Origin of the sequence: Levilactobacillus andaensis (genome assembly GCF_016861695.1) — a bacterium.
GTDB classification, from domain to species: domain Bacteria; phylum Bacillota; class Bacilli; order Lactobacillales; family Lactobacillaceae; genus Levilactobacillus; species Levilactobacillus andaensis.
The window spans coordinates 217,528-232,227 of the sequence record NZ_BOLP01000003.1 but is presented as its reverse complement, the minus strand read 5'-3'; the positions used below and the strand labels follow the sequence as shown (position 1 = coordinate 232,227).

Below are 14,700 nucleotides of genomic sequence, written 5' to 3'. Positions count from 1 at the left end.
TGTGGAAGCTTTTATGAATGGCTAAGGTGACTTTGATAAAACGTGTTAATCGCTTAACCAACTTTACAAGGGTAATTGTAAACGATTCCAAATTCTTTTGCAACCCTTTTGTCGGAATTTCACAAACTCGTGGACGTTAAAATAACGGTAAAATCGACCGGAATGGGCGACAAGTCTACATTCTAAAATTTATCTCGTGCATCAAATAAATTAATATTTTTGGAATTCACAAGTCCAATTATCGTTGATTTACGGGTTGGTTAGGCGGTTAACCTATTTTAACCAACTGACCCGAAAGTTGTGGGGTGTCCAGCTCGGAATCGGACTGATGCGCTTAGTGGCCATTGGCGTGACGGAAAGCTATGAATCCGCTTTAAGCTCAGTTTAGAGCGTAACCGCTATCATTTTGGTGCTGGTTTTCAATCCTGGCGAAAAAGGCTACACTATTTTGAGGAGGTTTTTTCAGTGAAGACACAAGCAGCACTATCGCGTCGTACCATTTTATTAATGGCCGTGGTGACCGGGGTCATCGTTGCCAATTTAAACTTTATTCAACCCATCGAGAACCTAATTGCAGCCGACTTCAGCCTATCTAAGGCCGTCGTCGGGATGCTCGCCATGCTAACGCAGTTGGGATACGCGTTCGGCCTGCTCCTGATCGTGCCGCTGGGGGATATTTTTGATCGCTATCATTTAATTCAGTTCATGATGGTCCTGTCGATTCTTTCCATGCTACTCGCGTTCTGGTCGCCCAATGCCGGCGTCTTCGCGGTCGCCACGACGCTGGTCGGCATCACGTCGGTCGCGCCGCAGATCATCATCCCGTATGCTGGTTACCTGGCACCCAGCCTCCAGCGGGGGAAGGTGCTGGGCATCGTGCTCAGTGGCCTGCTGACCGGGATCTTGCTGTCGCGGTCGTTCAGTGGGTTGCTGGGAAGCGTCATGCCGTGGCAGGACATCTACCTGATTGCGGCGGCCATCGACCTGGTCTTTCTGGCCATCGTTCATTTCCGCTTGCCCCACGACGCGCGCGGTCATCAGGACTTGAACTATTTAAAGGTGATTGGGATGTTGCCGAAATTGTTCATGACCCAACGCGAGCTGCGGGGTTCGGCCATCAATGGCTTCTGTCTGTTCGGCATGTCCAACGTCCTCTGGTCCACGCTGGCGTTCTACCTGGCGGCGCAATACCACTTGGGCAGTAACGTTGCGGGGCTCCTCGGCCTGCTCGGCATCGCCGGTGTCTTGGCAGCACCCATGATTGGAAATATGGTCGATCAACGCTCGCCACGACTGACGGTCGGACTGGGCATGGTGTTCTCCGGGGTCGCATTCGTGATCTTTTGGCTGATTGGGCATTGGTTGCTCGGCTTGATCGTCGGCATCGTCCTGCTGGATTTGGGGACGCAGTTCAGTCAGGTCTCCAATCAGGCCATCGTCCAGTCGCTGAACCGGCGCGAGAGTAGTCGAAATAACTCCGTGTTCATGTTTAGCTATTTCCTGGGCGGGGCGATCGGCACGTTGTCCGCAACCTGGTCGTGGAGTCACGCCGGGTGGACAGGTGTCTGCGGCGTGGCGGTGGTCTTCCTGGTCATCGCGATTGCTGGGCACCTGCTGATTGGCGAACCGGAACATCTCAGTACAGACTAGCTTAGCTAAAGATGGTCGCACTGCGGCTGCCAGGGATTCCGCCTGCTGTGGGGACGCTTCAGACTGGAAAAGCACCAGTCTTCTCGCTCGCTTTGAAGCCGCGAAAATCGCGCGTCTTCAAAGTCGCCCGTGCTGTAAGCCGGCTGAAAAAAGCCAGCTAACACCATTTTCACGGCCGGCTACATCCCTGGCTTCCTCCGGCTCAGGTTGTGTTCTGTCACGACAACTGCTGAAAGTTTTGCGGGGGATGCTCAGTTAGTGGCGTCAATCAATCAGGTAGCGGTGAATGGTTGCAATCGGTCCTTTTACTGGTGGCGATTAGAATTCACGATAAGGTCTGGCGCCTGATTTTGGTCACGCTGAAGCAGCTACTACAATAGATAATATTTCGTCAGTATACCTGGCAAAGCTTAAACAAACTAATAATTGATCGGCAATGGGGAAATTCCAACCTTGTTGTCGATTTTATTTTCATTTCAAGTTGACACGGTGTCACCTACATGGTAAACTGCTTTTTGTACATAAGTGACACCATGTCACTTTGAGAGAAAATATGATCTTTAATTTGCCTTTACCGAAAGGAGCCAGCTTATGCCTTCAACCACTTTTGACCATTTAACTACTGAAAAACAAGCACGGGTGACCGCTGCATTATTGACTGAATTTTCCGAACACGGGTTGGCCGATGCGCAGGTGGCCCGCATCGTGACGACCGCTGACATCGCGCGGGGGGCCTTTTATAAATATTTCGATGACCTGACCGATGCCTATCAATATCTGTACCACACGGCCATGCAGGAGATTCACCGCGACTTTGACGTGACTCCTAGTGGCAAGTTCCAACCGCAACCCTACTACGAGGCGGTCGAACAATTCGTCGATCACTTCACCAATAGTCAGTACGACCAGTTGATTCGCCGGCACTACAGTGAAAACGAGAGCCTACTGCCCGAACGGCCGGTACCGGTGACGTTGCCCGCCGCGGATTGGGCCGCAATGACGTTGAGTCACGCCACGATTAAAGAAATCATGCTGCAACCAGCCGACAGAGACGCAGCGCTGGCCCGTTTCCAGCAAGTCCTATCGCTGTTAGAGGAGGAACGTTAATGTTTTTAGCTTTAAAGGAAATTCGCCACGAAAAGCTCCGGTACGGGCTGATCATCGGCATGATCGTCTTAGTCACATACCTCGTGTTCGTCTTGAGCGGACTGGCTTACGGCCTCGCCCAGCAGAACACGCAGGCTATCTCCTCGTGGGATGCCAGCCGAGTTGCTCTCGATAAGGACGCCAACGACAGTCTGTCACAATCGTTAATTACCAGCACAACGGCGAAAAAGGTCAACATGACCAGCCACGAAGCTTACTTGGGGCAAGCCGGAGTCGTTGCTAAGGCCAAAGGGCAAGCGAAACTATCCGCACAATTCTTGGGGATCTCGCGTGATCAATTTATCTATAAAACGGTCAAGGTGACGAGTGGGCACAAGCCGCTCAAAGCCAACCAGATCATGGTCGACGATAGCTTTAAGGACAACGGCTACGCACTGGGCGACAAGGTCACGCTGAACTCGACCAGCGCCAAATACACCATCGTCGGCTTTACCCACAATGCCAAGATGAGTGTCGCCCCGGTCGTTTACGGGTCACTGGGGACTTGGCGGACGCTGAGTCACGTGACGAGCGATTACAAGGCTAACGGGATCGTGTCCAACGACGCCAATTTTTCGGCAAACCACGGACTGGGCACGTTGAGTATGAGTCAATTTATCAACAAGCTCCCCGGCTACTCCGCACAGAACACGACGTTTACCTTCATGATCGCCTTTCTGATGATCATCGCGATGGTCGTCATTGCCGTCTTCCTGTACATTTTAACCATGCAAAAGTTGCCGAACTACGCGGTTCTACGGGCGCAGGGGATTCCCGCTAAAGTCTTGGTCACGACGACCATCAGTCAGGCGCTTCTACTGGTCGTGGGTGGCCTGGTGATTGGCGCCGCACTGACGCTGGCGACCGTACTGGCCCTGCCCGCGGGCGTGCCGATGAGCTTTAACCTACCATTATTGGGAGGCGTCACGGCCGGCATCCTGTTGACCGGCGTGATTGGGGCCCTGATTCCCGTCAAGATCATTTTAAACGTTGACCCCGTCAGCGTGATTGGAGGATAAGCGATGCCAGCATTAGCATTAACCAACGTCAATAAGAAATTCGGCCACGCGACCAACGAGGTGACCGTGCTTCACGATATCAGCTTCGAGGCCAATGCCGGCGAAGTCAGTCTGGTCCTGGGACCATCCGGCTCGGGGAAGAGCACCTTCCTGACGATTGCCGGGGGGATTCAGACGCCCACGTCCGGTTCGGTCATCGTGGAAGATCAAACCTTGCAGGACTTGTCCGGTAAGGCGCGCGACGCGTTACGGCTCAACCAGATTGGGTTCATTTTACAGGCCTACAACCTGGTGCCGTACCTCACCGTGAAGGACCAGTTCAAGCTGGTCGACCGGGTCAAACCGCAGGGCAACTTGGATGCGGCGGAACTAACCGACCTGTTAGACCAATTGGGTATCGGCCAACTGGTCAATCAATTTCCAGCCGAACTTTCCGGCGGGCAAACGCAGCGGGTCGCCATTGCGCGGGCGCTGTACCAGAATCCGGATATCATTTTAGCCGACGAGCCGACCGCGGCGCTCGATAGCGACCGGGTCAAGGTGGTGGGGCAGTTGCTGCACGACTTGGCCAAGCAGCACAACAAGGCCATCGTGGTGGTGACGCATGACTTGCGGCTCCAGGAGTTCGCCGACAAGACCTACATGATCATGGATGGCAAAATGACGGTGGCTTAGGGACTGGCGACATGGTGGTTGAGCCGCCTTACCGGCCGGCAGATATGGGCTGGAACGGTGCGAACGCAACTTGAAGCCTCGAAAGTGCCGAGTCTTCAAGATTGGTTTTCTGCTAAGCCGGCACGAAACGCCGACCAAGCAGAACGACGCGCCTGAGCCCATATCTGCCGGCCTCTCGGCTTACATGGTGGTCCTGAAGCGGCTGTGATATTGTTTGTCAGGTTGGGTTGTAGGTTTTAGGACCGTCACGCACAGAGCGTTGGCATATGTCCATAATCATTTAAGCTGTTTATCCACTACTGCTAAGCGAAGGCTTCATTTATACTGTGTGACCAATTCAACTTAATCTAAGTAGCAACAATCCTTCCGTTAACTAGTCCAAATGACTGGTTAACGGAATTTTTTTAACTTTTTTCGACGTAAGCATGTGTGATTACCGTGTTGATTACTACGAACAGAAGATGAACGACACCTATTACTTCATTCTAGATTTCGTGCCAGACATTTTTTTGTTTATTTTTTCCATCAAGCAGCCAAATGACATATTGTGTCGCCCCGACCGTGTATAATTCCAAATATAACGGTAAAAACTAGTCAGAAGGGGATTTACATTATGTTAAAAATTAAAGGATTATTGAAGTTCGTAGCGTTAATGGGAATTGGAGTAAGCTTACTTGGCGCTGGTAATGTTACTGCAAATGCTTCTAATAAGCCATATTATGGAAGCTTTTCATCTCGAAAAATTACTTATCATATTGACTCAACTTCGAAGCATTGGAAAAACATTTGGAAGGGGGCTATCGATTCATGGAACAGTTTACATGTTGTCAAGCTTCGTGCTATTAAAAAGGCGTCAAAAGCTGACATTCGTTTAACGACTAAAAAGACTATTAAAGGTGGAGTAACTTATAGTTATTACTTAGATGGCCCCCAAGGTTCTCGTGGCATTTTTTATTCGAAAATTGCTTTGAATCGGCAAGCCTTAGCTGAATTAAATGAAACGGAGCAAGAAGTGAAGCAGGAAGCTTTGTGTGGTGTTGGGATTGTCATTGGACTAAAAACAAATGATGATGAAACGAGTGCCTTATCGAGCTATGCTTCTAAGCCATCAGCTCAAGATAAGGCAAATTTAAAGGCAGCTTACAAAGGTATCAAGTAAACATTAACTAATCCCTTTTTGCTAAGTAGCATTCGGAGGTCACCAGGAACACTAAGCTACCTAATTCAGTAGTAACAATCCTTCCGTTAACTAGTCGTAATGACCGGTTAACGGAATTTTTTTAACTTTATTTCTAGCAACAGCATGTGTAATACCACACACAATTGGTCTAGCAGACTCACTTTTTGCCGCCATGACTGTTCCCGTTTTACGTATTCTTTACATCAAATTGGTATAGACTGATTTCAACTTGGTTCTGGTGGTTAACTAAAGGTAAATCCTTTTAAATAGCCATAGTAATCGTTTACATAAGTCGCTACAAGTGTTATCTTATAGCTGCTGATTATTTATGAAAGGTGAGGACATTAGTCATGAATCGACATTTAAGTACGTTTTTTATTTTCACATTTGGTGCGTTAGGAGGCCTCCTATTTGGATTTGATACTGGTATTATTTCTGGGGCCTCACCACTGATTGAAAATAACTTCAATTTGAACATTGCTCAGACTGGGTTCATCACGTCTTCCGTGTTGATTGGGTCTTCGGTCGGGGCGCTTGGCGTGGGGCCGTTGGCTGATCGTTTCGGTCGTAAGCGACTGTTAATTTTAGCGGCGATCCTATTCCTCTTGGGGTCATCGCTCTCCATGGTTGCCGTGGGATTCTGGTCCATGGTCATCGCCCGGATCATCTTGGGCTTCGCCGTCGGGTCCGCTTCCGCGTTGACACCGGCGTACTTGGCCGAATTGGCACCCGCAGAACGGCGGGGGTCACTTGGAACGCTCTTCCAACTCATGATCACGCTGGGTATTTTGCTGGCGTACGTGTCTAACCTGGGCTTCCTGAACCACAACCTGCTGGGCGTTCGCGACTGGCGGTGGATGCTGGGGTCCGCGTTGATTCCAGCCGCCCTGTTGCTGATTGGGGGCCTAATGTTGCCCGAATCACCTCGTTTCTTGGCTGAAAAGGGTCACACCGAAGAAGCCTTGAGCGTTTTGAAAATGTTACGTAAAAATACGAACGATGACCCCAACAAGGAATTGGCCGACATCGAAATGGTGGCGCACCAGCCTAAGGGTGGCGTCAAGGAACTGTTTACGATTGCCCGTCCAGCCGTCATTGTGGCCGTGGGGATCATGCTGCTCCAGCAATTGGTCGGGATCAACTCCGTCATTTACTTTCTGCCTCAAGTCTTCATTAAGGGGTTCGGTTTCGCTGAAGGCAGTGCCATCTGGATCTCGGTTGGGATTGGGATCGTGAACTTCGTCGTGACTGTTCTGGCCACGTTTATCATGGACAAATTCAACCGGAAGACCTTCCTGATGTTCGGGTCGATCGTCATGGCCGTGTCACTGGGTATCTTGGCAATCTTGAACTTTACCGTCAACATTCACGCGGCGGCCATTCCAACCATGATTTTAATTGCCGTTTACATCTTCGGGTTCGCCATTTCCTGGGGGCCAATTGCCTGGGTCACCATTGGGGAAATCTTCCCATTGAGTGTTCGCGGGATTGGGTCGTCAATTGGGTCCGCCGCGAACTGGATCGGGAACTTCTTAGTTTCTCAATTCTTCCTGGTCATGCTGTCTTACTTCCACAACAACGTCGGCGGTCCGTTTGCCGTGTTCGCGGTCTTCGCCGTGCTGTCGATGTTCTTCGTCCACTACTTGGTTCCCGAAACGCGGGGCAAGTCACTGGAAGAGATCGAAATGGAATTGCGGCACCAAGCTAAATAACGTTTAGAATGAAGCTCGGGCAGTGACCTGAGCTTTTTTGTTACCCCGCGTGGTACACTGTGCCTATAACTAACGTTTAAAGTTCGCAGAAAAAAAGAGGAGGAAGTCGCATGAAGGAAGAACCACGCTTTGAAGTCGAAACGCCAAAAACAAAGGGGGCCACACAGGTCCAGATCATTACCGACAAGGAGACCGGCGTCCAATATCTATTGGGGATGTATGCCACGTTAGGGTCGGGGATGACGGTGCTGGTCGATAAGGATGGCAAGCCGCTGTTAAAGGAAGGCTACTAGCGGGAAGCTGTAGCTGAGAAGGATGTACATACGCGTGCTGGTGAGAACTGTGCACGCATCGTTAGAAGGAGATAAAAGGATGACAAAATTTGATCGTCAGAGTTTTTCATTAACTGGTCAAGTGGCCCTGATTACGGGTGGTGCCCATGGCTTGGGGAAGTACTATTCGATTGCGCTAGCTGAGTACGGCGCGGACATTATGGTCGTGAGCCATTCCCAGCGTGGTTGGGATGACATTCGGCAAATCGTCGAGAGTTACGGCCAACGCATCAGTTTCTTGCAGCAAGACATTACCGTGCCGGGGGCCGCTGACAAGGTGGTCGCCGCAACACTAAAGGAATTCGGCCAGCTAGATATTCTAGTCAACAACGCCGGTATTCAGATTCGTAACGATGTGTTGGACTTCAAGGACGAGGACTGGCGCAAGGTGATCGACACCAATTTGAACGCGACCTACTACCTCTCCCACGCGGCGGCCAAGGTCATGGCCGACCAACAGCACGGGAAGATCATCAACATTGGCTCGATGCAGTCGTACCGGGCTGGCAAACGGATCTTTCCGTACGCCGCCAGCAAGCATGGCGTGGTCGGCCTGACCAAGTCCTATGCCGACGCGTTGGCTCCATATCACGTGCAGGTCAACGGCTTGGCGCCGGGCTACATCAGCACCGACATGACCAAACCATTGCAGGAAGACGCAGTCCGCGGCCCAGAAATTGCGGGTCACATTCCCAACGGCGAGTGGGGCGTGCCGACCGACCTGATGGGACCGATGGTGTTCTTAGCCAGCAGTGCCTCGGACTATGTGACCGGGGTCATGTTGCCGGTCGATGGCGGGTACTTGTTGCGGTAACGCTGGGCTAGTGTAGAAACTAGGCAACCTAGATGAGGCATCGCCTTACCGGCCGCCAGATATAGGCTGGAACGGTTCGGACGCACCTGAGCCTATATCTGACGGTCTCTCGGCTTACATGGGAGCTCTCCGGTGACTGGAAGGATGACCGTAAAAGGTGTTATCAGTCAGACTGTAAGGTGAAAGCTCCTCAACCGCTAGCTAAATAAAAAACGACTAATCTCAAGTCTCAAGGTTAGTCGTTTTATTTAGCTTAATTTTTAGTAACCGATGGAGACCCAGCCGCCGTGAACTAAGCGGTAGGCGAGGCTGGTATCGTCATCGTCTTTCCAACCGACTTGTTCCCACCACGTGATATTTTTCATGTTGAAGTTCTTCGGTAAGACGGCCTTGCCCGAGGATGGGGAGGCCTGAGAAATAATGGTCTCGTGGTCGAGCTTTTCTGAATTGTAAGGCTTAACGGTCAGCGCATCACTATCTTTGGGCGTGACCTGAGCACTTTTCCCCTTAAACAAAACATCTAGCGTCTTGCTGGATAGGGTGCTCTGCTTGACCAGCATGGGCTGCAAGTTGTTGGTCACTTTGAAGACGGCCTTGGTGTGGGGCTGACCACTGTAAAATTTTTGTGAGTCGTCCATGTAGACATCCGCATAGCCTGGACGATAGGTCGTCGTCGAGAATTTACTGAATTTGGCAAATTTGAAATTAGCGGGCTTCGTGGAATGCTTGCCATGCGCGTACCAGTGAAAGACGTTTTTACTGCGTTTGACGGTGTAGGTATACGTGGCGTTGGTCGTGTACTTCCCCGAATGTAGGACCCAAACGTCGGGGCCTTTTTCACGCCGCAACAGGTAATATTTTCCGGATTTTGCGGTGGATTGACTGACAACGTGGCCGGTGCGGTTATTGACTTTCTTGACCGTCACGTCCTCAGTGAGCGTGACCCACTGAATCGTTTTCCAAGTGTCGGCCTGCGCCGTGATGGGTAAGCCGACAGCGATTAGGAAGCTGACGACCAAGCACAGACTGAAAATGGTGGTGATAACTGCTGGTTTCTTCAATAGAGAACTCCTCCTCAAACGACCGACACTTGATTAGTCAAATGTGGTGTTTGAATTGAGTGTAGCAGACTTGCTAAGTGGATACTATAGAGAAATAGTCATATTGTCCAAGCCATGTTGTTTCACATGAAACATCACGGCAACTGGCCAACGATCTTCAACGCCTCTTGCCGGACCGCGGCCGTCAGTTCAGTCGGTGCCACCGTCAGCCGGGCGTCGCTGCCTAAGTAAAGCAGCCAGTGACTGAAATCGGTGAGCTGTTGCGGTTGGTGAACGTCGAGGTAGCATTCGAGTTTGGCCGTCTGCTGGAAGGGGTCCAGAAACTGGAGGGGCGTAGTCGGATGGGGATGTTGCCGGAACTGTTGAATGGCCGCGGCCTGCAATTGGACGCAGACGTTTGTCGCCGGGTGAGCGGCTTTGATGGCGGCGTTAATTGTCGCCGGGTCCAGCGTCTGCTCACGGTCGACCGGCGCCAGTTGCTGAATAGCGGCGACTTTAATTTCGCAAAATTGTTGGTTGCTGAGGTCCCAAGCGTCAATGTACCAGTTGTCCTGGCGGTTAAAAATATGGCGAACCCAGACCGTCCGGGTGCCGGTGGCGAGTGTCAGGTGGAGTTGACGACTGGTCAGACAGGTATTCAGTAGCGTCTTGAGCATCGGCGGCGCAAAGTCGGTCAGCTCGGTCAGTCGCGTGTTGGCGGGATTGGTGTGGCTAAATACCAGCAGTTCTTGCAGCGTTAACAGGTCGTCCTGCTGCGTCTGTGAGGCAATTGCCACCAGTTTTTCTGTGAGCGTATTGCGGTTCTGGAGGTAGGGCAGTTGGGTGTTGAGGGTCGCCAGAAAGCTCACGAACAGGGCCTTCAGTTCTTCACTGTTGAACTGCACTGCCGGCAGTAGTTGGTTTTGAAGCACCGCGTAGCCACCGTCGCGCCCCACACTGGCGGTCAGGGGCATGCCTAGCTCCTGAATGTTATTGAGATCACGAATCACCGTACTCCGGGAGACCTGAAACTGGGTCATTAATTCACGAATAGTAAAATATTGGCGATTATTGATGTAGCGCATCATCGTATTGATCCGAGCCGTTTTCGTCATTTTAAATTCCCCTCCAAAAAGTGTCAGTTTTTGAAACTATTTGTTCGTATACTGAGTCTATCATCTTAAGGAGGCCACAACAACATGGCAAATTACACGATTGAAACGAAACCAGCATTTACGGTATTGGGCTTGGGCACGGTGCTCACGGGGGACTTCCCTTCCATGGGACAACAGAAGACGGCTTTTTGGCAGAAAATTAACGCTGACCACGCACTAGACCAGTTGACCGGAATCAACGACTATCCCTTCGCCGTCAACGAAGCCATCAACGGTGAATTCCACTACTACGCGGGTCGTCAAGTCGGCGACGATGTGACGGCGACCGCTGACCAACGGCTGATTGAATTTCCAGCCGGCAAGTACCTGGTCATCACTGGCGAAGCGGCCGACCAGATGGGCCTGTACAACGCCCTCGAAGGACCCGCGTTCGGTGAAATCCTGCCGCAACTGACCGACTACGCTTACGTTGGCGGCCCCAACACGTCCTACATGACGGGCAAGGACGAAAACGGCGTGCACGGTGAGATGCTAGTGCCTTTAGTTGAAAAGTAAAAATGGTGTGGGCTGACCGCACTGCGGCTGCCAGGGATTCCGCCTGCTGTGGGGACGCTCCAGCCTGGGGGACGGGCTTCCGACTCGATTTGAAGCCTCGAAGCCCCGAAGCCCCGTGTCTCCAAAGTCGCCCGTACTGTAAGCTGACAAGTCATCAGCTAACACCACCTTCACGGCCGGCTACATCCCTGTCCTCCTCCGGCTCTGATTGTGGTTTACCACAGTAGTTGCTAAATGATTGGTGAATACCAAACTTTACTGTCTAGCTAGTGACGACCTTTTCGCTTACCTTCCTAAGTCGCCAGCGGGCTGTTGTGTAAGCCGAGAGGTCGCCAGATATGGGCTCAGGCGCGTCGTTCTGCTTAGTTGGCGGTGAACCTTCGCCAGCTTAGCAGAAGACCAACCTCGTAGACTCGTGATTTTCGAGGCTTCAAGTTGTGTCCGCACCGTTCCAGCCCATATCTGGCGGCCGGTAAGGCGAAAGAAGCACTAGGTTGCCCGCGTCGCATAATTTGGTAGACTAAACCTGAAAACCAGTCGTGATTTTTTGGTAAACTAGGCTTAAAGCATCCAAGGAGGGATTCCATGAAACATGAATGGCGCAAGGCGGAAAAGGACTGGTACCTGCCAAAACAACCGACATTACTGACCTTACCAGCGTTGAACTTCATCACGGTCACTGGGGCGGGTGACCCCAATCAGCCGGACTTTGCGGACCACATTGGCGCGCTCTACCCGGTGGCCTACGACCTGCGAATGGCGTTGAAACGCGGCGAACTAGGCGATCCTTATGAGTACACGGTCTATCCGCTGGAAGGCGTGTGGACGACCAGCGATGGCTCGCGGGGTTCATCGCTGAATAAGGCCGCGTTACAGTATAAGATCATGCTGCGTCAGCCGGACCGGTTGACGGAACAGGACTTTCAGGCCGCCGTGGAACGGGTTATGGGCAAGAAAACCAATCCGTATTTCGGCGATTTGAAATGGGAGACCTATGCCGAGGGCCAGGTCCTACAGACCATTCACCACGGTCCATTTGATGAGGAACCGACCACGTTTGCCCAGCTCCAGACCGTCTTAGAGGAGAAAAAGCTCAAGGTGATCCCGACCATGGGTGACTACTGGCACCGTGAGATTTACTTGACCGACACGCGGCGGACCGCGCCCGAGAAGGCGAAGACGGTGCTGCGGTATCGGGTCGCACCAATTGAATAGGAAAACAAAAAGTTCTAGACAGTGGTGTCCAGAACTTTTTTGACGTCCTCAAATTTTCTGCTTGCCTTGGAGTCGACTCCAAGGTTTATGCTGTAGCTATTCAATTTTGGAAGGAAGTTTTTAACGATGATTAAAGACAAAGTTGTATTGATTACGGGTGCCTCCTCTGGTATTGGTGCTGCAACGGCCAAGTTATTAGCAAGTAAGGGAGCCAAGGTGGTATTGGGTGCCCGGTGTGAAGATAAGCTCCAACAGCTGGCAAAAGAAATCGAAGTGGCTGGCGGAATTGCCGCTTACCAGACGATCGATGTGACCGATGCTGAAGCGAATCGGCAGATCGTTCAATTTGCTAAGCAGACCTTTGGTGGCCTCGACGTGATTTTTCTAAACGCTGGTTTAATGCCCAATTCACCTCTCTCTGAGCTAAAGACTAAGGAATGGAATAGCATGATTGACGTTAATATCAAGGGGGTTCTCAATGGTATCGCGGCTGTTTTGCCAACCTTTAAAGCACAAAAGTCTGGTCATGTCATCACAACTTCTTCGGTGGCGGGGCTGAAGGCTTATCCCGGTGGTGCGGTCTATGGCGCGACCAAGTGGGCGGTCCGGGACTTGATGGAGGTCTTACGGATGGAATCAGCCCAAGAAAAAAGTCATATTCGGACGGCAACTATTTATCCGGCGGCGATTAGGACGGAACTATTGTCGACAACGACTGATCAGACAACACTTAAGAGTGCACAGGCGCTTTACGATGACTATCAGATTAGTCCCGAACGTGTCGCAAATGTGATTGCATTTGCCATTGATCAGCCAGATGATACTAACGTGAGTGAGTTTACGGTAGGGCCGACCGACCAACCGTGGTAAACTGACTCTATTATGAAAATTAAAGAAGTTTCTACTAAATTTGATATTCCAGCCGACACGTTACGTTATTGGGAACGGGAGGGGGCTATCCCACCAGTAAGCCGTGATGACGCGGGTTATCGCGACTATGATGACGAGGACCTCGATTGGATCGTATTTGCCAAATGTATGCGTGAGGCTGGAGTTAGTATTGAATATTTGATTGAATATATTACGTTATTCAAGCAAGGAGACGTGACACTTCAGGCGCGTAAAGACCTGTTGCGCGAGCAGTTAGGGACGATTGCCCAGCGACTTCATGAGATTCAACATACGTATGACCTGATTGCTGACAAGGTCGATAACTATGAGAAGCGAGTTGAAGGCTATCATGGAAAATTATCGCGTTAGTCTGTAAATTTCAATGTAAAAAAAGTAAGGTATAGAACTCGGATAGTAGGAGTTCTATACCTTATTTAGAAACTTAGAGCCACTGCAGAACCTGATCCAACGTCGCCGCGGCATAGGTCGGCACGGCCGGTGTGGTCGGGGCCATATTGTCCCGGTTGATCCAGATGGATTTCCACCCAAGCTGGTCGGCGGGCACGATATCACTGGCGTAGCCCGCGGCGATGTGCCAATGGTTATCGGCCGTGAAGCCGTAGTGGTCGGCCACCGTCTTGAAGAAGGCCAGGTCGGGCTTGTAGGCGTGAACGTCCTCGGCGGTCCAGATGTCAAAGGGAACCTGTAAGGCCGCGGCATTGGCGGGGATGATGTCCCAAGCCGAGTTGGACATCATGATCAAATGGTAATCGCGTTGCTGAAGGGCCTGCAGCGTGCGGATGACTTCGGGGAACGGCTTCAAGTTCCGGTGAGCGGTCAGGACCTCCACAAAGTAGCGTTCGAACTGATGCTTAAGACCAAACTGGTAGTCAAGGTGAATCAGATTATTGCGGGTCAATAAATCGTAGTCAACGTAGGGATGCATGTTGTTCCGGTCGGATTGATAAGCCATAAATCGGTCACGTGCCAACTGGGGGTCGACCCCAATCTTCCGGGCCAATTGGGCAATCGTATCGTAGGTTCCGTCCTCCTGTAGCAGGGTGCCGTAGCAATCAAAGGTTAGGTATTTTGGCATGAAATGAACTCCTTTCGCGAGATGGAAAATATATGATGTGATGGAGATTGAGACGTTTATGTTTAAGCTAAGTGTGTCTGCTGCTAGCGCTGGAGGAACATTCAATGGTGAGCCTAGAGAAAAGCACCGCAGATTGACCGTGACTTAGCTTAAGTAGTCAGTAATTGTAAAAGAATATGTGAAAGCTATAGACGGGTGGCCCTTGGTTCAACCCTAATTAATGGTAGAAATCAATTTGAGCCGGAGGAGGACAGGGATGT

Annotated in this window: 15 protein-coding genes; 12 read left to right on the top strand and 3 right to left on the bottom strand. The window is 51.2% G+C overall.

The window, feature by feature from the left end; all coding sequences use genetic code 11:
• Nucleotides 1-465: 465 nt before the first annotated feature.
• From JUF10_RS01820 to JUF10_RS01785, 8 genes are all read left to right on the top strand, one after another.
• Nucleotides 466-1,650 carry an MFS transporter gene (locus JUF10_RS01820; RefSeq protein WP_236008127.1) on the top strand — a complete coding sequence of 395 codons (1,185 nt, stop codon included), beginning with the start codon at nt 466-468 and terminating at the stop codon, nt 1,648-1,650.
• A gap of 591 nt (nt 1,651-2,241) precedes the next feature.
• Complete coding sequence (locus JUF10_RS01815) at nt 2,242-2,757, top strand: TetR/AcrR family transcriptional regulator (protein ID WP_203640539.1); 516 nt, start codon at nt 2,242-2,244, stop codon at nt 2,755-2,757.
• The gene (locus JUF10_RS01810; protein ID WP_203640538.1) at nt 2,757-3,815 is read left to right on the top strand and encodes an ABC transporter permease; all 1,059 of its coding nucleotides are present in this window, start codon (nt 2,757-2,759) and stop codon (nt 3,813-3,815) included. The genes JUF10_RS01815 and JUF10_RS01810 overlap by 1 nt, the downstream gene beginning before the upstream one ends.
• Nucleotides 3,816-3,818: 3 nt before the next feature.
• Nucleotides 3,819-4,490, top strand: a complete 672-nt coding sequence (locus JUF10_RS01805; RefSeq protein ID WP_203640537.1) for an ABC transporter ATP-binding protein — start codon at nt 3,819-3,821, stop codon at nt 4,488-4,490.
• Nucleotides 4,491-5,103: 613 nt separating this feature from the next.
• Nucleotides 5,104-5,649 carry a zinc metalloprotease gene (locus JUF10_RS01800; protein ID WP_203640536.1) on the top strand — a complete coding sequence of 182 codons (546 nt, stop codon included), beginning with the start codon at nt 5,104-5,106 and terminating at the stop codon, nt 5,647-5,649.
• Between the two features lie 371 nt (nt 5,650-6,020).
• Nucleotides 6,021-7,382 (top strand): sugar porter family MFS transporter, encoded by a 1,362-nt coding sequence (locus JUF10_RS01795; RefSeq protein ID WP_203640535.1) that lies wholly within the window; start codon nt 6,021-6,023, stop codon nt 7,380-7,382.
• Nucleotides 7,383-7,492: 110 nt separating this feature from the next.
• Nucleotides 7,493-7,675: a DUF6440 family protein gene (locus JUF10_RS01790; RefSeq protein WP_203640534.1), complete on the top strand. Its 183-nt coding sequence runs from the start codon at nt 7,493-7,495 to the stop codon at nt 7,673-7,675.
• 79 nt (nt 7,676-7,754) lie between these two features.
• Nucleotides 7,755-8,528: an SDR family NAD(P)-dependent oxidoreductase gene (locus tag JUF10_RS01785; RefSeq protein WP_203640533.1), complete on the top strand. Its 774-nt coding sequence runs from the start codon at nt 7,755-7,757 to the stop codon at nt 8,526-8,528.
• A gap of 260 nt (nt 8,529-8,788) precedes the next feature.
• Here the strand turns inward: JUF10_RS01785 and JUF10_RS01780 are convergent, their stop codons facing one another.
• Entirely contained in the window at nt 8,789-9,589 is an 801-nt protein-coding gene (locus JUF10_RS01780; RefSeq protein ID WP_203640532.1) for a hypothetical protein, read from the bottom strand.
• 134 nt (nt 9,590-9,723) lie between these two features.
• The gene (locus JUF10_RS01775; RefSeq protein ID WP_203640531.1) at nt 9,724-10,683 is read right to left on the bottom strand and encodes a helix-turn-helix transcriptional regulator; all 960 of its coding nucleotides are present in this window, start codon (nt 10,681-10,683) and stop codon (nt 9,724-9,726) included.
• An 84-nt stretch (nt 10,684-10,767) separates the two neighbouring features.
• Between JUF10_RS01775 and JUF10_RS01770 the strand changes: the two genes are divergently transcribed.
• The 4 genes from JUF10_RS01770 (at nt 10,768) to JUF10_RS01755 (ending at nt 13,713) form a co-directional block, all read left to right on the top strand.
• On the top strand, nt 10,768-11,238 hold the full coding sequence (locus JUF10_RS01770) for a GyrI-like domain-containing protein (protein ID WP_203640530.1): 471 nt from the start codon (nt 10,768-10,770) through the stop codon (nt 11,236-11,238).
• A gap of 585 nt (nt 11,239-11,823) precedes the next feature.
• A complete protein-coding gene (locus tag JUF10_RS01765) occupies nt 11,824-12,453 on the top strand; it encodes a GyrI-like domain-containing protein (protein ID WP_203640529.1) in 630 nt (209 codons plus the stop codon).
• Nucleotides 12,454-12,579: 126 nt separating this feature from the next.
• Nucleotides 12,580-13,323 (top strand): SDR family oxidoreductase, encoded by a 744-nt coding sequence (locus tag JUF10_RS01760; RefSeq protein ID WP_203640528.1) that lies wholly within the window; start codon nt 12,580-12,582, stop codon nt 13,321-13,323.
• 12 nt (nt 13,324-13,335) lie between these two features.
• Complete coding sequence (locus JUF10_RS01755; protein WP_203640527.1) at nt 13,336-13,713, top strand: MerR family transcriptional regulator; 378 nt, start codon at nt 13,336-13,338, stop codon at nt 13,711-13,713.
• Between the two features lie 73 nt (nt 13,714-13,786).
• Here the strand turns inward: JUF10_RS01755 and JUF10_RS01750 are convergent, their stop codons facing one another.
• Nucleotides 13,787-14,440 (bottom strand): HAD family hydrolase, encoded by a 654-nt coding sequence (locus tag JUF10_RS01750; protein ID WP_203640526.1) that lies wholly within the window; start codon nt 14,438-14,440, stop codon nt 13,787-13,789.
• Nucleotides 14,441-14,700: the final 260 nt, after the last annotated feature.